The following is an 18,005-nucleotide window of genomic DNA, read 5'->3' as shown; positions in this document are numbered from 1 at the left end:
CCCGCGAGCCATCAGGACCAATAAGGAGGAAGCACCCATGGCGACAAGCGTATCGCTGCAGAAAGTCATCAAACGCTATGGCGAGCTTCAGGTGGTTCACGGGATCGATCTGGAAATCGAACCGGGGGAATTCACCGTCTTCGTCGGCCCCTCCGGCTGCGGCAAGTCCACGCTCTTGCGCATGATCGCCGGGCTGGAGCCGATTTCCGGCGGCGGGCTCTATCTCGATGGCAGTCGCATGAACGATGTCCCCGCCTCAAAGCGCGGCATCGCCATGGTCTTCCAGTCCTATGCGCTCTACCCGCATATGACCGTCTACAAGAATCTTGCTTTCGGCCTCGAAACCGCCGGCATGAAGAAGCAGGAGATCCATCCGCGCGTCGAAAAAGCGGCGGAGGTCCTGCAGATCACCCAGCTTCTCCAACGCAAGCCGAAGCAGCTTTCCGGCGGCCAGCGCCAGCGTGTCGCGATTGGCCGCGCCATCGTGCGCGAGCCCAACATCTTCCTCTTCGACGAGCCGCTTTCGAACCTCGACGCCGAGCTGCGCGTGCAGATGCGCGTCGAGATCGCCCGCCTGCACCAGCGGCTCGGCAACACCATGATCTACGTCACCCACGATCAGACCGAAGCCATGACCATGGCCGACAAGATTGTGGTTCTCAACGGCGGCAAGATCGAGCAGGTCGGCGCACCGCTTGAGCTCTACAACAAGCCGACGAACAAGTTCGTCGCCGGCTTCATCGGCTCGCCGAAAATGAACTTCCTCGATGCGAAGGTCGTCGCCTCCGATGATGGGTCCGCCGTCATCGATCTCGCCGGCCAGACGGTGCGCCTGCCGCGCCGGCTGGGCAGCCTCCAGCCCGGACAGCCCGTGACCCTCGGCGCACGCCCGGAACATCTGAACGTTGGCGATCGCGGCCTGGCGCTCGGCGATGCCCGCGTCGATCTCGTCGAGCATTTGGGCGGCCAGACGATCCTCTACGTCACGCTGCACGGCGGTCAGGCGCTGACGGTCGCGCTGGAGGACCAGCAGGCCATCCGCGCCGGAGAAGCGGTCAGCATCCATATCGATCCCGAGCGCTGCCACCTGTTTGGCCCGGATGGCGTGACTTTGTAGTTGGAGCTAGAGCGGGACCTATCTCGCCCCAATCAAACCTCGACGATCCGCCGGCTGCCGATGGTGCGGATCTGGCCCATCGGAATGGCATCGGCCGGAATACCGTCCCGCCGATCCAGCCGAATGCGCCGGCTGCTGCCCGGTGCAAGATGGAACCAGTCATCCTCCGCCCGATAGGCCTCCAGATCGATCTGCACCGATTGCGCCAGCCTATCGGTGCTGAGATCGAGGAACCAGTCCTCGCCCTCCTGCACCGCCGACGCCGTGATCTCGGCATCGTGAAACGCCCTGGCTCGTCCCAGCGGAAAGTAAAAGGCCTGAGCGATCACCATGCCGGTCGCTGATGTCGTCAGCCGCGCCACCGTAACATCATGCGACGGCGGGCCGAAGCGGAAGGCATAGGTCGTGTCGAAGAAGGCGCCGAAAAGATCAGTGCAGGCTATCTTTTGCTTGCCGCGGGCTTCGACGACCAGATCGCGGCCACCGCCGACGACGATCTGACGGCCGTCGCGCAGGCAGGAGACCTCGACCGTCAGCTCAAGCACCGCATCGCTTTCGTTGATGATATGCACGTCGAGACCGTTCGTGCCCTCGTCCACGAGCAGCACCTGCACCGGCCGGAAGGCACGGCGCAGCGCATACCAGACCGGCTTCGGCTCCCCGGTCGAGTCGATCACGCCCCAGCCGGCGCCGGGAAGCAGGTCCTGCAGCGTCCAGACGAGCGCCCCGTTGCAGCCGGAACCGTGGCGGCGCCACTCGGCATAGGTCTCCTCGGCCACTTCGCCGGTCACAGCGCGGGAGAGGTTAAGATAGAGATCGGGATCTTCCCGCCGCAGCCGATTGGGCTCGAAACCATAAAACTCGTGAAGATAATGGTCGCGCATATCCTCGAAATCCCAGGAAGCGCCGCGATCGCGCGGCACGCGTTCCTTCCATAGCGGGCTATGGACCGCAGGAACAGGCAGATGCCGGCCGAGCGTGCGCGGCTGCGGCACATGCGCGAAAGCGAGACTCTCGGCGGCAAAGCGGACATCGGCGCGGCGCGCATCGGCAAGCGGCCGCATATAGGCGCCGACGCCGTAATAATGCGTGACACCGGCATTCGGCGAAAACGGCATAGGGCCGCCGGAGGGTGAATTGACGATATAAGGCACATCCGGCCGGAGCGATTGCACCAGTGGAGGAATGATCTCCTCGACAACAGGACTTTTCCAGAACTGTTCGGGCAGGCCCATCATCGCCGCCTGCTGGTGGATCTCGCTGCCGCCGCAAAGGACAGCCAGCGAAGGCGACAGGCGGGTACGGTTCAGAAGCTGCGAAACCTCGACCTCGACATGGGTATTGAAGGCCTTGTCGTTCTTCGGATAGTCGAAATTGGCAAACATGAAATCCTGCCAGACGAGCAGGCCGAGTTCGTCGCAGAGGCGGAAGAAGTCCGGCGTCTCATAGGCCATGGTGCCGCCGATGCGGATCATGTTCATGCCGGCCTCGGCCGCCAGCCGTAGCCAGCTCAGGTAATCGTCGCGGCCGCCCGGCAGGCGCACGATGTCAGCCGTGGTCCAGACTGCGCCACGGCAGAAAATCCGCTCGCCATTGACAATCAGTGCAAAATCCTGCCCGTCGGTCCCGCGATCGACCGACAGCCGGCGAAAACCAGTCTGCCCAAGCGCGTGCTCGACCCCATCGATGACGAGCGTGACATCATGGAGATGCGGCACACCATGCGTATGCGGCCACCAGGGCGCCACATCGGGAATTTTCAGGATTGCGGTATAGCGGCCGGCACCATCGTTCTCGAACGCCTGCTCCGTCTCGCCGTATCGCAGCGCCAGCTCTTCGACATCGCCCTCGATCGCAACCGAGGCATAGAGTCGGCCCTCGCCATTTTCGAGCAGGTCCGGCCGCAGGGAAAGATCACGAACAACAGGCGCGCTCGGCCGCAGCAGTGAAATCGGCCGCCAGGGGCCGACGGCCTGAACCTCGGGGCACCAGCCGGGCATATGGCCGAGCAGCGTCGTGCGCACCATCCGCAGGCCCTGCGGCGTAATCATCTGCGGTCGCCAGCGGGCGCGCGGCCCTGGCTCGGAAAGCTTCGGCTCCAGCGCGCGGAAGCAAAGCGCCAGCTCGTCGCCGCCAAGCAGGGTGACGTCGACGTCATGCGCTTCGAACATGCTTTCGGAGACAAGGATTTTCTGGCCGTTGAGAAAAACTTCACAAAGCGTCGCAAGTCCCTCCAGCCGCAAAACCGCCTCTCCCGCCCCCGCATCCACCAAACGGCAGATGTACCAGGCATCGCGGTCCTGAAGAAGCTGCGGCTTCGTCCGGTCGAAACGCCCGGCCTTTTCCAAGGCCTCCGCCACCGTGCCCGGCACGGGCGCCGGGATGAAGCCAGACGTCAGCGGCACATCGGAGGGCGCAATGCAGGTGCCTGCATCCGTGAACACCAGATTCCAACCCTCGCTCAGCCGCATTCCACCGCCGAGATCCGCCAAGCGCCCGCCCATGACATTTTCGGAGGATTTCCCCCGCCCCAATATGTTCAGAAATAACCCAGCCGTATCGCGATCGAACGGAAGCCGGTCAAAGCTTCCGTTCGAGCTCGCTCATCATGGAATCCCACGCATCTGCAGCCGGATCAAGCGCTGTCCGCAACGGCTCGAATTTCTTGCGCGTGACGGCGCGGGCGAGTTGGAACTGCACCGACTTCGCCGTCTCGGAAATTTTCCGCGCTTCTCCGGCCGCATCGGACAAGTCGGCTGTCAGCCAGTCGAAATGACTGCCGGCTAGCTCGAAATTGGCGCCGAGCTGACGCAACGTGTTGAAAGCGTATTTATGGAAGAAACCGAAAGGCCGTTCGGCGATCGCTTCCACCTGCGCGGGGAAGACTTCGGCAAAGACGCGGATCGGATTGGCGCGTGGCCGGCGGCGGAAATGGAAGGACAGAAGCTGCCGCGCCGTCTGACGGATTGCGGCTTCGCCCGGTGACTTCTCCGGGAATTTCGCAAATTCCGTGTAGGGCAGGAAGGGCAGGTCCTCATCTGTCAAATGCAGCTGGAAGAGCCCATCGAAATCCTCGGCCGACAGTTGGAAGAACCCGCCATTGTGGAAGTAATCGACTGTGCGGCCTTCCATGTCGAGCCGGTTGATCGCCACCGTCGTCTTGCCGTGTTCGCGACGATAGCCGACGCCCTGCGTATCGGGCATGAAGAAGGAGTCCATCTCCACTAGGCAGAGCCGGCCGCGGCCGATCTGCTCGGCGATATGGTTCTGCACCTTGTCGTAGATTGCAAGCTCGGTGCAGCGCACACCATAGAGCGCTTCCAGATCTTCGAGCGGCACCTTGAAGAAGGTGAACTGGTCGCCTTCGAAATCCTGTGTCACCGTGAAGCCGAGCATGGCTTCCGGTGGCAGCTTCAGGCTCGAGAGCACCTCGATCCAGAGATCGATATAGCAGTTGGTTTCGGGCCACATGCGCTCACTGTCGTGCAGCGCATGTGGCTTGTAGGCGGCGGGATCCAGTCCTTGAAACACGGCAGCCATGGAAGCGATCAGCCCCACAGCGCCTTGCGCACGCTCTCGGGCCATTCCATAGCGTCGAGACCGTGGGTGTGGAACAGCGCCAGCGCGATACGCTCCAGGCCGAAGCCGACGCAGGCCGTGTGCACGACGCTGCCGTTGGCAAAGTTCAGGCCCCACTTCGTACCGAAGGCATCCTGATGGTAGTTGAAGCTCATGCAGGCGGTCGGCTTGGCGGCAGACGTGATCGGGATCAGCAGCTCGAACTTCAGGTTCTGGTCGCGCTGGTTATTGGCGAGCATCTTGCCGGCGCGGCCGAAGAACGGGTCGTTGGCGACGTCTATGGTCACGTCGAGGCCGACGGCCTTCATCATCCCGATACCGCGATCCATCCAGCTCTGGCGGAAATCCGTCACATGCTTTTCGCTGCCCATGCAGACATATTCGCGCATGCGGAAGAGCTGCTGGCGGGCCGGATCCTTCGAAGGCTCGTGGCGGAAGCAGTAGGATTGCAGGTCGAAGAGCGCGCCGGTGTCAGGCAATGCGCCGCGCTTGGCGACCGTCGGATAAAGCGGATAGCAGGCTGCTGGCGTCAGCACGATATCGGTCGCCTGCTGGTCCTTGGTCCAGTCGTCGCCGACTTCCATGCACTTCAGCAGACTCATATGATCAAGCTCGCTGCCGCAGAAGCTGTGCACCGTGCCGGCGAGCTGCGGAAAGCTCTTCATGTAACCGCTCGTTTCGAAGAAGGCGCGGTTCATGCCGGGCGGAAAGCGGATGGCCTCGGCGCCATCGGCGCCGCCGAACATGTCGATCAGGCGCTCGAAAGCGGCAATGACGTCTTCGAACTGGCCGCTGCGGCCATAGAGGCCGTCAACGCCAGTGTCGATCAGAAGACCGGATTCGAAAAGGCGGTCGAGAAACGAGGTCTGCATATCCATGACGATTACCCCAACAGGCTGGTATCTTGTTTGTGGACGAGCAGCATGGTCGACGTATTGCCGAGGATGCGGTCGTTCGAGATCATCAATTGAGCTGAGTGTGCGTCGCGCAGGTGGCGGCCGAGGCTATAGGGCGTACCGTTCTTGTAGCCCATGATGCCGCAGATCAGCATCGCGTGGTTGATGATCGGCAGGATCATCTCCGATGAGGCGATCTTGACGTTGTTCATCGCCACCGCAAAACCCATCGACGACAGGCGGTCCGCATCGAGCTTCGCCTCTTCATAGGCTTTCAGCCCGGCAACCACATTGGACTTCACCATCTGCAGCATGCTGGAGGCTTCGGCTAGGCGCAGCGCGCCGGGCGGCGGCGCACCGGGAGACTTGCGGGCCGCGGCACGCACGAAGGCCTGTGCGCGGGAAACCGCATCGGCGGCAATGCCGTACCAGACACCGCTCCAGAGGAGATGAGAGCTTGCCAGCATCGATTGCGCGGCGATCTCGGCAAACGGCTTCGGCAGGATCTGCCTGGCCGGAGCCTCGCCCTTGAACAGGAAGCCGTCGGAGCAGGTGCCGCGCATGCCGAGCGTGTTCCACTCGACCGTGCGCTTTATGTCGTATTGATCCCTAAGGAAACAGGTCAGTACCTGATCGGAGGACGCCGCCTCGGCATGGCTGCGCGAGGTGATCAGAATGGCGTCGGCATGGGCGCCGTAGGAAATGACGGTCGCATCCTTTTCGAGGTAGCAGGTATCGCCTTCGACCTTGATGGCGCAGATACTGTTGCGCAGGTTGCCGCCGATCCCGCCTTCGGTCGTCGCCGAAGCCAGCAGCAGCTGCTCCTTGGCGATGCGGCGCATGAAGTCGCGGTGCCAGTCACTATCGGCGCCATGCTCGACCAGGCTCGAAAGCTTGATCTGATGCATGGCGAAGACCATGGCGCTGGCGGCGCAGGCCTGACCGAGGATCGAGCACAGCTCGGCAATCTCGGTGATCGACGCGCTCTCGCCACCGAGATCGGCGGGGATCTGTATGGAGAGCAGCTTCTCGGCGCGCATCGCGTCGACGGCTTCGTGTGGGAACCGGCCCTCGGTATCGACGGCATCGGCATGTCGGCTGGCGATTACAGCGACGCGGGCGGCGCGCGCCGCCGCCCCCTCGCCGGTCCCAACCTCAAGCAGAGCGACCGCCGCACTCATCATGCGACCTTTCTGCTGTCCAGGATCATGCCGACGGTTCTTTCGATTGCGGCGATACTGGCGAAGGACTTGCGGTTCAGCAGGTTATCGGGAAATTCGATGTCGAAGGCTTCCTCGATGCCAAGCATCAGCTGCACGGAAGCGAAAGAGGACAATCCCGCAGCATAAAGATCGGCATCGTCTTCGATCTGGTCGACAGCAACGGGAAGCGTACCGAACTTGGCCAGCAAATCGCGAATCGTCTTATTCATAGTCTAGTCCCTTCTGGCAATGGAAAGCACGACCGAAGTCACGCCGTCTTATCGTTCGCCAGGAAGTAACAGGTAAAATAGAACATTCCGCTAAGCGACGTGGTAAATACAACCAACTTATACTTTGTGGAAAATTGCTATATACAACACTTGTCTGATTGAAATTTACCATGCGTAAGCCATCTAACTCACGGCCTGCGCATAAATATCAATAATAACTAATATTGTGGAACGGCGATTTTGGGAACGTTGAAATGCACAAGAAGGTTAACGTGCCAAAATTCGCCGCCACGTTTTATTCAAAAAACCTCATAACAATCATAGCGTCAGTGAAAATATAGGCCGGACAGAGGTCTCTAGGCTTCCGGCGGATAGATATGCTCGCCGCCGCGGTAGTCCGAAATCGAATAATAGCCTTCCCCCAGCGCGCGAACCGAACTCCCGCCGATATCCGCCTTGCCGTAACCACCGGGAATATCGAGAATATAGGTCGGTTGGCAAAGGCCGGAAATACGGCCGCGCAGTGCCGCGACAATCGCCTGTCCCTCGGCGATCGTCATGCGGAAATGGCTGGTGCCGGGGGCAAGGTCGGGATGGTGCAGGTAATAGGGCTTCACCCGCGTCTCGACGAAAGCCTTCATCAGCGCCGCCAGCACATCCGGATCGTCATTGACGCCCTTCAGCAAAACCGACTGGCTGACGAGTACGATCCCGGCATCGACCAGCCGGGCACAGGCCGCGCGCGCCTCGTCCGTCATCTCACGCGGATGATTGGCATGCAGCGCCACGTAGAGGGTCTTGCCGCTCGCCTTCAGAGCCGCGATCAGCGCCGCATCGATCCTCGAGGGATCGACGACCGGAATGCGGGTGTGAAAGCGGACGATCTTCACATGATCGATATCGGCAAGCTGCCTGAGAATCTCGTCCAGCCGCCGCGGCGAAAGCACCAGCGGATCGCCGCCCGTCAGGATGACCTCCCAGACCTCCTTATGGTCGCGGATATAGGCGAAGGCACCGTCAAGCGCGTCGCCATCCAGCGTCCCGAGCCCCTGCGGCCCGACCATTTCGCGCCGAAAGCAGAAGCGGCAATAGACCGGGCAGACATGCACGGCTTTCAGCAGCACACGGTCCGGATAGCGATGCACGATTCCTTCGGCCGGGCTATGCGCGTGATCGCCGATCGGATCGGCGCGCTCTTCGGGCGTGACGACCAACTCGGCCATGTCGGGAACGAACTGCCGGGCGATGGGATCGACGGGATCAGCGGGGTCGATCAAGCGCGTAACGGTCGGCGTCAAGGCGACGGCATAACGCTCTGCCACCGCTTCGAGCGCGATCGCCTGATCGGCATCGATCAGCCCGGCACGCTCAAGCTCGCCGATGTTCCGGATCGGACGTATCGCATTCATGCGTCATACTCCGCGACCGGCGCCCACAGCACCTGCTCGATCCGCGAGGCGCCGGTCGCCAGCATCACAAGCCGGTCGAAGCCGAGCGCAATGCCGCTTGCCTCCGGCATGACGGCAAGCGCCTGCAGAAAATCCTCGTCCAGCGGATAGGTCTCGCCATAGACGCGTTGCTTTTCCGCCATCTCGATCTCGAACCGGCGTCGCTGCTCCTTGGCATTTGTGAGCTCGCCGAAAGCATTGGCAAGCTCGACGCCACAGGCATAGAGCTCGAAACGCTCCGCAACGCGGTGGTCCCTGGCCGAAGGCCGGGCAAGGGCTGCCTCGGAAACGGGATATTCATCGAGGATCGTGACGCGGCCGAAGCCAAGATTAGGTTCGATCTTCTCGACCAGTACCCGGCTGAAGAGATCCTGCCACAGATCGTCGCCGGCAACGCGAATGCCGGCCCGGCGCATATCCTCCGCCAGGCGCTCGCGATCCGTCGATCCGTCGAGGCCGATGGAGGCAAAAAGATCGATACCGGCATAGCGCTCGAAGGCGGCGGCGACGCTGATGCGCTCGGGCGCAAGAAACGGATCCGTCTCGGCACCGCGATAGCTTAGCTTCTTCGCCCCGACCGTCTCGGCCGCAAGTCTCAGCAGCGCTGCGCAATCGGCCATTAGGATCTCGTAGCTTTCGCCTGCCCGGTACCATTCGAGCATGGTGAATTCCGGATGGTGCAGCGGTCCGCGTTCGCGATTGCGGTAGACATGGGCGAAGCAGGCGATGCGCTCTTCGCCGGCCACCAAGAGTTTCTTGCAGGCGAATTCCGGCGAGGTGTGCAGATAAAGACGCGATGCCCTGCCGTCGGTCGTCACCACCTCGGTCTCGAAGGCATGCAGATGCGCCTCATTGCCGGGCGATACCTGCAGCGTCGCCGTATCCACCTCGATGAAGTCGTTGCGCGCAAAGAAAGTCCGCAGCGCCGCTTGAATGGCATTGCGGCCGATGAGGAACGGCCGCCGATCCGCATGGACATTGCGGGTCCACCAGGGGGACGCTTTGCTCGACTTCGGCTTCATTCCTAGCTTTCTTCAGGACACCAGCCGCCTTAGGGGTGGCAATTTCCATTAATTTAGGGTAGTTGCGCCCCCAAGCAAACAATTGCTGCGTCTCGGAGAGCATTTCGACAGTCCCTCTACGACGCAAAACGCAGCGTTACAAGGAAGTCTTATGGTCAAGGTCATCGCCTCTTCCGTCCGCAAGGGCAACGTTCTCGACGTCGACGGCAAGCTCTATGTCGTTCTTACCGCCGCGAACTTTCATCCGGGCAAGGGTACGCCGGTTACGCAGGTCGACATGCGCCGCATCGTCGACGGCGTGAAGGTCTCCGAGCGCTGGCGCACCACCGAGCAGGTCGAGCGCGCTTTCGTCGAGGACGTGAACTTCCAGTACCTCTATGAGGACGGCGAAGGCTTCCACTTCATGAACCCGTCCAACTACGACCAGGTGGTCGTCGACGTCGAAACCATGGGCGACCAGAAGGCCTATCTGCAGGAAGGCATGACCTGCGTGCTGTCGATCCACGAAGGTATTCCGCTGGCGCTCGAACTGCCGCGCCACGTCACGCTCGAGATCACCGAGACCGAGCCGGTCGTCAAGGGCCAGACGGCATCGTCCTCCTACAAGCCCGCCATGCTGTCGAACGGCGTACGCACCATGGTGCCGCCGCACATCAACGCCGGCACCCGCGTCGTCATCGCTACGGAAGACAATTCCTACGTCGAGCGCGCCAAGGACTGAGCATCGGATTCTTTCCGCATTGAAAAACGCCTCGTCTCCATGACGGGGCGTTTTGCATTTCGAGCGAATGGACTCAAATCAAGCTCGTCAAGGCACGCGAGATGGCGTCATGGCGCATTGGCCTTTTTCTGATTCTTCTGTACCGCGCTGACGGTTTCCGGCGGCGTATCAATCTCGATACTATGCTCATGCGGAGCCAAATTCTGCAAATGCAGGAGGCGCGGCGACATGGCCTGCATGAAGGCCTCGGAGCGGCCGATATAGATCAGGGTCGCATCGGGTAATTCGGCCAGCAAGGCACAGGCCTTGGCCTGAACTTCGGCCTCCAGCCCTTCCAGGGCATCGTCCATGATGACCCATTTCGGCTTTGCCAGCAGCAGATGCGCAAAACCGATGGCTTTTTGCTCTTCGGTATCCAGCAATCGATCCCAGCGGGCTTGCGTGTCGAGGCGACTCTTGAGGCGACCGAGCCCCACCGTGTCCATGACGGCATTGACGGCGGCATCGTCATAAGCGTCGCGATCCTCGGGGAAGCAGATCGCCTCTCTCAACGTGCCGCTCGGAACGTAGGGCGTATGCGGCATGAACAGCATATCGTCCATCGGCGGCAAGCTCACCGTGCCGGAGCCGCTGTACCACTGATGCGCCAGCACCTCGAACAGCAGCCTGCGGTTCACGCCGTGATCGCCGTTGATCATAACATGCTCGCCGGCATGAATGGTGACGGTGCCCTCGGCAACCGAGAAACCGTTCTCCGTGGCCTCGTCATTGGTTTTGGTGGAAACTTCCAGATCGGTCCATACCATCGTGCCCGGCGCCGCCTTGTCGAAGACGAGCGTATGCGGCATCGGCGTCTTATCGTCCATTTCCGTTAGTGCCTTGCGGAAATCGGTGACGCGCATCAGCGTGGCGCGCCATTCGGCGATCGGGCCGAAATTGGCGACATACCAGCGCAATGCCGAATTGACCTGATTGAAGGCGCCGACGGCCACCATGAGCTGACCGAAGGTTAGACCGCCGGAAAAATAGGCGGGTGCGGCAACGAGGATCGGAATGATCAGCACCAGCCAGCCATAACCTGCCGAGACCCAGGTCAGGTTTGTATTGGCGATGGCAAGCTGGCGGATGACGCCAAGGACCGCGGAGATATCGAGATTGATCCGCCGCCGCTCGTTCTCTTCGCCACCAGCAATGGTGATCGCCGCCATATGCTCGTTGGCATGCATGAGCGCGAAGCGCAGCTCGGCTTCCTTCGAATAGCGGTCCGCATTCAATCGCACCAGCCGGCGGCCGACGAACTGGCTGAGGAACGAGGCCGAGCCAGCATAAAGGATCGCCGCCCAGACCATGTAGCCGGGAATCGCAAAGCTCGCGCCGTTGACCTTGAATACCATGCCGCTGGACAGTTCCCAGAGCACGCCGATGAAGCTCAGAAGCAGGATCGTCGCCTGCACCAGGCCGATGGCAAGCCCCGTCGTGCTTTCGGCGAGATTGCGGGCATCTTCATGCAGGCGCTGATCGGGATTGACGCCGATCAGCCCTGAGGAGGCGAGCCGAAGCGCGCGCTTGGCCTGTAGCCACTGATTGACCAGATCCCGCGCCAGACCCTCGCGCATGTAGAGCGCGGTCATCTGGTTGAGCCAGGCCTGGACGACATTGAGGAACAGAAGCGAGCCGGCGATGATACCGAAGACGCCGAGCTGATGGAAGAAGGCGGCGATATCGCGCCTTGCCAGCGAATCGTAAAAGGGCGCATTCCAGCTGTTGAGCAGCACCTGAACATAGGCCGTGACCAGGATGATCATGAAGAGCGCGACGGTAAGCGAAATGATCTTGATGCGGACGGGCGAATTCCAGAAAGCGGAAAACATCATCCTCAGTCGAAAGAAGATGCTCAAATCGTATCCGACCTGTTCGTTCCCTTGGATATTCGGCTTGGCTTGCGTTTCAACTGCCATCAGCACTTCCCTGCGACGCACATCCCGTCAGTTAACCATGACCCGCCCCCATGTCCATCCTTGCAATAGATCAGTGCGATCACGTTCGTATATACACGGTTTCGCGCCTTGAACCGAATTAGGTCAGCAATTAGCTTGCCTTTGAAAAATTGAGAAAGCCTTCCGATGCAATTTCAGGGAACCGCGGACTACATCGCCGACAAGGACCTGATGGTCGCCGTCAATGCCGCCATCCGGCTTGAACGCCCTCTCCTCGTAAAGGGCGAACCGGGAACGGGCAAGACCGAGCTCGCCCGTCAGGTGGCCGCGGCCCTGGGGCTCGATCTCATCGAGTGGAACGTCAAATCGACGACGAAAGCCCAGCAGGGCCTCTACGAATATGATGCCGTTTCACGCCTGCGCGATAGCCAGCTCGGTGACATCAGAGTTCACGATATCAGCAACTATATCCGCCGGGGCAAGCTCTGGCAGGCCTTCACCTCGCAGCAAAAATGCGTGCTGCTGATCGACGAGATCGACAAGGCCGATATCGAGTTCCCGAACGACCTGCTGCAGGAACTCGACCGCATGGAGTTCCATGTCTACGAGACGAACGAGACCATCCGGGCCGCTGTCCGCCCGATCGTCATCATCACCTCGAACAACGAGAAGGAACTGCCGGACGCCTTCCTGCGCCGCTGCTTCTTCCACTATATCCGTTTTCCCGACATGGAGACGCTGACCCGCATCGTCGAGGTGCATTACCCCGGCATCAAGCAGGCGCTCGTCCGCGCGGCGCTGACACAATTCTTCGATATCCGCGACGTGCCGGGCCTGAAGAAGAAGCCATCCACCTCCGAAGCCCTCGATTGGATCCGCCTGCTCGTTGCCGATGATGTCGATCCGGCCACCCTGCGTGTCGATGCGATAAGCGTACTGCCGAAGCTGCATGGGGCGTTGCTGAAGAACGAGCAGGATGTGCACCTCTTCGAACGGTTGGCCTTCATGGCGCGAGGGCAGCAGAAATAATGACCCTCGCCGTGCTTTCCGCCCAAAAAATTGCGGAAACCTTCTCCAACAGACAACGGGGTCTATCAGCCGCCCTCGTGCTTCGAGGCTCCGGAGTTCAGGCCTACGCGTGTCTGGGTTTGGAGTTGCCCCATTGACCCGCAGAGACAGCAGGTTTATGCATTTCTCCTTGTGGTGATTTGGCCGGCCGGCTTGCAGCCACGTTAAATAAGTCGCTAAAGGGCCGCGTGCGGACCGGTAGCGATTCATGATCGCGGCCGGTTTTTTTGTATTTGGTCGAGTGAAAACAATGCCCATCAAGATTCCCGATACGCTGCCCGCCTTTGAAACCCTCCAGAACGAGGGCGTGCGGGTGATGACCGAAACGGTGGCGTTCCGTCAGGATATCCGCCCCCTTCAGATCGGGCTTCTCAACCTCATGCCGAACAAGATCAAGACCGAGGTCCAGATGGCGCGCCTGGTCGGCGCATCGCCGCTGCAGGTGGAGTTTTCGCTGGTGCGCATCGGCGCGCATAAGGCCAAGAACACCTCCGAAGAGCATCTCCTCGCCTTCTATGAGACTTGGGAAGAGGTGAAGCACCGCAAGTTCGACGGCTTCATCATAACAGGCGCGCCGATCGAGCTGCTCGAATACGAAGATGTCACCTACTGGGAGGAGATGCAGCAGATCTTCGACTGGACGGCCACCAACGTCCATTCGACGCTGAATGTCTGCTGGGGCGCGATGGCGGCCGTCTACCACTTCCATAAGGTGCCGAAATACACGCTGACGGAGAAGGCGTTCGGCGTCTATCGCCACCAGAACCTGAAGCCCTCTTCGGTCTACCTCAATGGCTTTTCCGACGATTTCGCCATTCCAGTCTCGCGCTGGACTGAGGTGAAGCGCGCCGACATCGAAAAAGTGCCGGGGCTGCAGATCCTGATGGATTCGAGCGAGATGGGCGTCTGCCTCGTGCACGAACAGGCCTGCAACCGGCTCTACATGTTCAATCACGTGGAGTACGATTCCACCTCGCTGGCGGACGAGTATTTCCGCGATGTGAATGCCGGCGTGCCGATCAAGATGCCGCACAATTACTTCCCGCATAACGATCCGGAGATTGCCCCGCAGAACCGGTGGCGAAGCCACGCGCATTTGTTCTTCGGCAACTGGATCAACGAGATCTACCAGACAACGCCCTATGATCTGGAGGAGATCGGCCAGGAAAGGACCTGAGGCTTGTTCATTCCCTTCTTCCTGAAACTGAAGGAAGCGAAGGTTCCGGTAACGCTCCGGGAGTTCCTATCGCTGCTCGAGGGGATGGAAGAAGGGATTGCCGATTATGACGTCGAGGCCTTCTACTATCTCGCCCGCGCGGCGCTGATCAAGGACGAGCGCTTCATTGATCGCTTCGACCAGATCTTCGCCGATTATTTCCGCGGAGTCGAAGCTATCGGCGGCAATGCCGATGGAGAAGCGGTGGAGCCGACCGCCATTCCCGACGAATGGCTGCGCAAGCTCGCCGAGCGGCATCTGACCGAAGAAGAGCGAAAGCAGATCGAGGCGCTCGGCGGCTTCGACAAGCTGATGGAGACACTGCGTGAGCGGCTCGCCGAACAGAAGGGCCGGCATCAGGGCGGCTCGAAATGGATCGGCACGGCCGGAACCTCGCCCTTCGGCGCTTATGGCTATAACCCGGAAGGCGTGCGCATCGGCCAGGAAACTTCGCGCCATCGCCGTGCGGTCAAGGTCTGGGATCGGCGCGACTTCAAGAATCTCGACGACCGCGTCGAGCTCGGCACCCGCAACATCAAGGTGGCGTTGAAGCGCCTGCGCCGCTGGGTGCGCGAAGGGGCAGCCGAAGAGCTTGACCTATCCGGCACTATCCGCGCCACCGCCGAACATGGCTATCTCGACGTCCAGACGCGGCCGGAACGCCGCAACGCCGTCAAACTTCTCATGTTCTTCGATGTCGGCGGCTCGATGGACGACCATGTCCGCATCGTGGAGGAACTCTTCTCTGCCGCCCGCGCGGAGTTCCGCCACATGGAATATTTCTACTTCCACAACTGCCTTTACGAGGGCGTTTGGAAGGACAATCGCCGGCGGCGGGTCGATATCACGCCAACGACGGACCTGATCCGCACCTTCGGCCCCGATTACCGCGTCGTCTTCGTCGGCGACGCCTCCATGAGCCCCTACGAGATCACTCAGGCCGGCGGCTCGGTGGAGCATTGGAACAAGGAGGCGGGCGAGACCTGGCTCGGCCGCGTGACCGGCCATTTCCGCAAATGCATCTGGATCAACCCCGTGCCGGAAAACTATTGGGGCTATACGACCTCCATCTCCATCATCCGCCGCCTGATGACCGACCGCATGTATCCGCTGACGCTCGGCGGGCTGGAAAAGGCGACAATGGAATTGTCGCGCTAAGCCCTAGCTGTCTGCACCCTTAGCCCCTCACCCCAACCCTCTTCTCACTGGCAGCAGGCAGTCCCATATGAGGCACGTCGGCGCCGTATGTTCCTTCTCCTCTCGGGGAGAAGGAATGCGCGCCAACGACCTCATTTCACATGCGGTTACCCCGCCCCTATAAGGAAGGCCGTCAGCGAAACTGGCCGCTCTGTCATAGGCATTGCACACTTCCGGCGCAGCGTAGCGCTCGAAAGCCAGACCGAGCCTTGATCCCCTTCCGCCCGCCCCTAAATTTCGCCATCGAACCGGTTGCGGAACGGCGCGATTGGGGGCAGGGTCTGGCCTCGCATTTCGATAGGGAGTGGATGAGCTGATATGACGGAAAGCAATTTGCAGCGGGAACATTTTGGGACGACGGCCGATGGGGATACCGTCTATCGCGTCAAGATCGTTGGCGGCGGCCTGACGGCACATATCATGTCCTGGGGGGCGGTCATCCAGGATCTGCGCCTCGACGGCCATGAGTCTTCGCTCCTGCTCGGTTTCGACGATTTTGCCGATTATCCCGCCCATTCCTCCTATTTCGGCGCCACGCCCGGACGCTGCGCCAACCGCATCGGAGCCGGCCGCTTCACGCTGGACGGCAAACAATACCAGCTCGAGCTCAATGAAAAGGGCGTCAACCACCTGCACGGCGGCAAAGACAATATCGCCAAGCGCAATTGGACCATCGTCGAGCACGACACCGACCGCGTCGTCCTGAAGATCGTCGATCCAGACGGGCGCGCCGGCTATCCCGGCAATTGCACCATCCACGCGACCTATCGGGTGCATGGCAATGGTGAACTCTCGGTGACCTACGAATCGACCACCGACCGGCCGACGCTCGCCAATGTCTGTCAGCATGCCTATTTCAACCTCGACGGCCGTGACGATGCGCTCGGCCATGACATCATGATCGCCGCCGATCACTACACGCCAACCGACGACAAGCAGATTCCGACAGGCGAAATCCGCTCCGTCGAAGGCACGGTCTTCGATTTCCGCGAGATGGCGCCGATGAGGCGCTTCGAGGGAAGCGAGCAGGCGCTCTACGATCACAATTTCTGCCTGTCGAGCGAACGCACCGCCAAACGCTCCGTCGTGCTTGCCCGCAGCGTCAATTCCGGCGTCTCGCTCGAGGTGCGCACCACCGAGCCCGGCGTGCAGTTCTATGCCGGCTTTAAGCTCGACGTACCGGTTCCCGGCCATGACGGCCGCAAGATCGGCCCATTCGCCGGCTTCTGCCTGGAAACGCAGGTCTGGCCCGATGCCATCAACCACGAAGGCTTCCCCAATGCCGTGCTCCGCCCAGGCGAGGTATTGCGGCAGGAAACGGATTATATCTTCACCAAGAACTGAGCAGGACATGCTCTGCTCAGTTGAAAATCGGCCGGGCGTCCAAAGCGCCCGGCCGATTGAACTAAGCCGCTAATCGCGGCGATTTGAGGCGGGCTTTGACGAGAGCCCCCTGACTGAGAGGATGGTTGTGTTGCAACCCACCCTTCAGACAGGAGGCCCCGATGGCTGAGATAAGCCCTCTTCGTCGCCGGATGATCGAGGACATGACGGTCCGCAATCTTTCCCCGGCAACCCAACGATCCTACATCAACGCTGTACGGAAGTTCAGCCGCTATTTCGACCGGTCGCCTGATCGGCTCGACCTTGACGATATTCGTAGCTTCCAGGTTTACCTCGTCTCAACCGGGATATCCTGGGCATCGTTGAACCAGATTGTATGCGCTCTTCGGTTTTTCTATGGGATCACTCTGGGTCAGGATGATATCCCCGAGCGGATCCCGTACGCGCGCGCGCCGCGGAAGCTTCCGGTTATTTTGTCGGCGGACGAGGTGGTGCAATTTCTTGAGGCCGTCTCCAGTCTGAAGGCGCGCGTGGCGCTGACCACGGCTTATGCCGCTGGCCTGAGGGTCGGTGAGGTCTGCGGACTGAAGGTCGAGGATATCGATAGCTCCCGCATGGTGATGCATGTTCGCCATGGTAAAGGCGCCAAAGCCCGATACGTTATGCTGTCAACCGAACTGCTCGGCATCCTGCGCAGCTATTGGCGTCTGTCGCGTCCCACGGGGTTCCTTTTTCCAGGGCGTGATGCTGACAAGCCGATCGAACCGACCGTGTTAAATGCCGCCTGTCGGTCGGCAGTTGCCGCGACAGGCCTTTCAAAGCGCGTTACCGTCCATACGTTGCGGCATTCCTTTGCCACTCACCTGCTGGAGAATGGCACCGATATCCGCATCATCCAGGTCCTGCTCGGCCATGCCCATCTGTCGAGCACGGCACACTATACGCAGGTTTCCACCGACACGATCCGGTCGACCGCCAGCCCGCTCGATCGGCTACGGCTGGAGGTGACGCCGCCGGAATCGTAATCG

15 protein-coding genes and 1 riboswitch are annotated in these 18,005 nt (G+C 60.8%); of the genes, 7 read left to right on the top strand and 8 right to left on the bottom strand.

The genetic code is table 11. From position 1 onward, the window contains the following. The first annotated feature begins 37 nt into the window (after nucleotides 1-37). A complete protein-coding gene (locus tag HGP16_RS09450) occupies nucleotides 38-1,117 on the top strand; it encodes an ABC transporter ATP-binding protein (RefSeq protein WP_168839756.1) in 1,080 nt (359 codons plus the stop codon). Between the two features lie 32 nt (nucleotides 1,118-1,149). Here the strand turns inward: HGP16_RS09450 and HGP16_RS09445 are convergent, their stop codons facing one another. From HGP16_RS09445 to epmA, 7 genes are all read right to left on the bottom strand, one after another. Continuing rightward, nucleotides 1,150-3,621, bottom strand: coding sequence for a glycoside hydrolase family 2 protein (locus HGP16_RS09445; RefSeq protein ID WP_168839755.1), 2,472 nt, complete (start codon nucleotides 3,619-3,621; stop codon nucleotides 1,150-1,152). A 76-nt stretch (nucleotides 3,622-3,697) separates the two neighbouring features. Then, nucleotides 3,698-4,657 (bottom strand): DUF1839 family protein, encoded by a 960-nt coding sequence (locus tag HGP16_RS09440; protein ID WP_168840072.1) that lies wholly within the window; start codon nucleotides 4,655-4,657, stop codon nucleotides 3,698-3,700. Between the two features lie 8 nt (nucleotides 4,658-4,665). Further along, complete coding sequence (locus tag HGP16_RS09435) at nucleotides 4,666-5,574, bottom strand: amino acid--[acyl-carrier-protein] ligase (protein ID WP_168839754.1); 909 nt, start codon at nucleotides 5,572-5,574, stop codon at nucleotides 4,666-4,668. Between the two features lie 5 nt (nucleotides 5,575-5,579). Next, complete coding sequence (locus tag HGP16_RS09430) at nucleotides 5,580-6,773, bottom strand: acyl-CoA dehydrogenase family protein (RefSeq protein WP_168840071.1); 1,194 nt, start codon at nucleotides 6,771-6,773, stop codon at nucleotides 5,580-5,582. Further along, nucleotides 6,773-7,024: an acyl carrier protein gene (locus tag HGP16_RS09425; protein WP_112336202.1), complete on the bottom strand. Its 252-nt coding sequence runs from the start codon at nucleotides 7,022-7,024 to the stop codon at nucleotides 6,773-6,775. The genes HGP16_RS09430 and HGP16_RS09425 overlap by 1 nt, the downstream gene beginning before the upstream one ends. A gap of 356 nt (nucleotides 7,025-7,380) precedes the next feature. Beyond that, on the bottom strand, nucleotides 7,381-8,433 hold the full coding sequence (locus HGP16_RS09420) for a lysine-2,3-aminomutase-like protein (protein ID WP_168839753.1): 1,053 nt from the start codon (nucleotides 8,431-8,433) through the stop codon (nucleotides 7,381-7,383). After that, on the bottom strand, nucleotides 8,430-9,494 hold the full coding sequence (gene epmA / locus HGP16_RS09415; protein WP_168839752.1) for an EF-P lysine aminoacylase EpmA: 1,065 nt from the start codon (nucleotides 9,492-9,494) through the stop codon (nucleotides 8,430-8,432). Before epmA ends, HGP16_RS09420 begins: the two co-directional genes overlap by 4 nt. Before the next feature lie 151 nt (nucleotides 9,495-9,645). Here epmA and efp point away from each other — a divergent pair, with 151 nt between their 5' ends. Further along, nucleotides 9,646-10,215 (top strand): elongation factor P, encoded by a 570-nt coding sequence (gene efp / locus HGP16_RS09410; RefSeq protein WP_168839751.1) that lies wholly within the window; start codon nucleotides 9,646-9,648, stop codon nucleotides 10,213-10,215. A 107-nt stretch (nucleotides 10,216-10,322) separates the two neighbouring features. Here efp and HGP16_RS09405 read toward each other — a convergent pair whose 3' ends face one another. Continuing rightward, on the bottom strand, nucleotides 10,323-12,173 hold the full coding sequence (locus HGP16_RS09405) for an ABC transporter ATP-binding protein/permease (protein ID WP_168839750.1): 1,851 nt from the start codon (nucleotides 12,171-12,173) through the stop codon (nucleotides 10,323-10,325). Nucleotides 12,174-12,338: 165 nt separating this feature from the next. Here HGP16_RS09405 and HGP16_RS09400 point away from each other — a divergent pair, with 165 nt between their 5' ends. The 5 genes from HGP16_RS09400 to HGP16_RS09380 all read left to right on the top strand — a co-directional run bounded on the left by HGP16_RS09400 (nucleotide 12,339) and on the right by HGP16_RS09380 (nucleotide 18,002). Continuing rightward, a complete protein-coding gene (locus HGP16_RS09400; protein WP_168839749.1) occupies nucleotides 12,339-13,181 on the top strand; it encodes a MoxR family ATPase in 843 nt (280 codons plus the stop codon). Nucleotides 13,182-13,342: 161 nt separating this feature from the next. Then, nucleotides 13,343-13,420, top strand: a riboswitch (SAM riboswitch). Between the two features lie 50 nt (nucleotides 13,421-13,470). Further along, nucleotides 13,471-14,397: a homoserine O-succinyltransferase gene (metA, locus tag HGP16_RS09395; protein ID WP_168839748.1), complete on the top strand. Its 927-nt coding sequence runs from the start codon at nucleotides 13,471-13,473 to the stop codon at nucleotides 14,395-14,397. A 3-nt stretch (nucleotides 14,398-14,400) separates the two neighbouring features. Next, complete coding sequence (locus HGP16_RS09390) at nucleotides 14,401-15,594, top strand: VWA domain-containing protein (RefSeq protein ID WP_168839747.1); 1,194 nt, start codon at nucleotides 14,401-14,403, stop codon at nucleotides 15,592-15,594. 357 nt (nucleotides 15,595-15,951) lie between these two features. Beyond that, complete coding sequence (locus HGP16_RS09385; RefSeq protein ID WP_168839746.1) at nucleotides 15,952-16,977, top strand: aldose epimerase family protein; 1,026 nt, start codon at nucleotides 15,952-15,954, stop codon at nucleotides 16,975-16,977. A 161-nt stretch (nucleotides 16,978-17,138) separates the two neighbouring features. Then, the gene (locus tag HGP16_RS09380; protein ID WP_168839745.1) at nucleotides 17,139-18,002 is read left to right on the top strand and encodes a tyrosine-type recombinase/integrase; all 864 of its coding nucleotides are present in this window, start codon (nucleotides 17,139-17,141) and stop codon (nucleotides 18,000-18,002) included. Nucleotides 18,003-18,005: the final 3 nt, after the last annotated feature.

The sequence above is a fragment of the Rhizobium sp. P40RR-XXII genome, from assembly GCF_012641405.1.
Lineage (GTDB): Bacteria > Pseudomonadota > Alphaproteobacteria > Rhizobiales > Rhizobiaceae > Rhizobium.
This window is presented reverse-complemented; position numbering and strand designations above follow the sequence as displayed.

Coding starts and splice junctions, on each gene's coding strand:
- HGP16_RS09450 (WP_168839756.1), top strand. CDS start 38: ATGGCGACAAGCGTATCGCTGCAGAAAGTCATCAAACGCTATGGCGAG.
- HGP16_RS09445 (WP_168839755.1), bottom strand. CDS start 3,621: ATGGGCGGGCGCTTGGCGGATCTCGGCGGTGGAATGCGGCTGAGCGAG.
- HGP16_RS09440 (WP_168840072.1), bottom strand. CDS start 4,657: ATGGCTGCCGTGTTTCAAGGACTGGATCCCGCCGCCTACAAGCCACAT.
- HGP16_RS09435 (WP_168839754.1), bottom strand. CDS start 5,574: ATGGATATGCAGACCTCGTTTCTCGACCGCCTTTTCGAATCCGGTCTT.
- HGP16_RS09430 (WP_168840071.1), bottom strand. CDS start 6,773: ATGAGTGCGGCGGTCGCTCTGCTTGAGGTTGGGACCGGCGAGGGGGCG.
- HGP16_RS09425 (WP_112336202.1), bottom strand. CDS start 7,024: ATGAATAAGACGATTCGCGATTTGCTGGCCAAGTTCGGTACGCTTCCC.
- HGP16_RS09420 (WP_168839753.1), bottom strand. CDS start 8,433: ATGAATGCGATACGTCCGATCCGGAACATCGGCGAGCTTGAGCGTGCC.
- epmA (WP_168839752.1), bottom strand. CDS start 9,494: ATGAAGCCGAAGTCGAGCAAAGCGTCCCCCTGGTGGACCCGCAATGTC.
- efp (WP_168839751.1), top strand. CDS start 9,646: ATGGTCAAGGTCATCGCCTCTTCCGTCCGCAAGGGCAACGTTCTCGAC.
- HGP16_RS09405 (WP_168839750.1), bottom strand. CDS start 12,173: ATGGCAGTTGAAACGCAAGCCAAGCCGAATATCCAAGGGAACGAACAG.
- HGP16_RS09400 (WP_168839749.1), top strand. CDS start 12,339: ATGCAATTTCAGGGAACCGCGGACTACATCGCCGACAAGGACCTGATG.
- metA (WP_168839748.1), top strand. CDS start 13,471: ATGCCCATCAAGATTCCCGATACGCTGCCCGCCTTTGAAACCCTCCAG.
- HGP16_RS09385 (WP_168839746.1), top strand. CDS start 15,952: ATGACGGAAAGCAATTTGCAGCGGGAACATTTTGGGACGACGGCCGAT.
- HGP16_RS09380 (WP_168839745.1), top strand. CDS start 17,139: ATGGCTGAGATAAGCCCTCTTCGTCGCCGGATGATCGAGGACATGACG.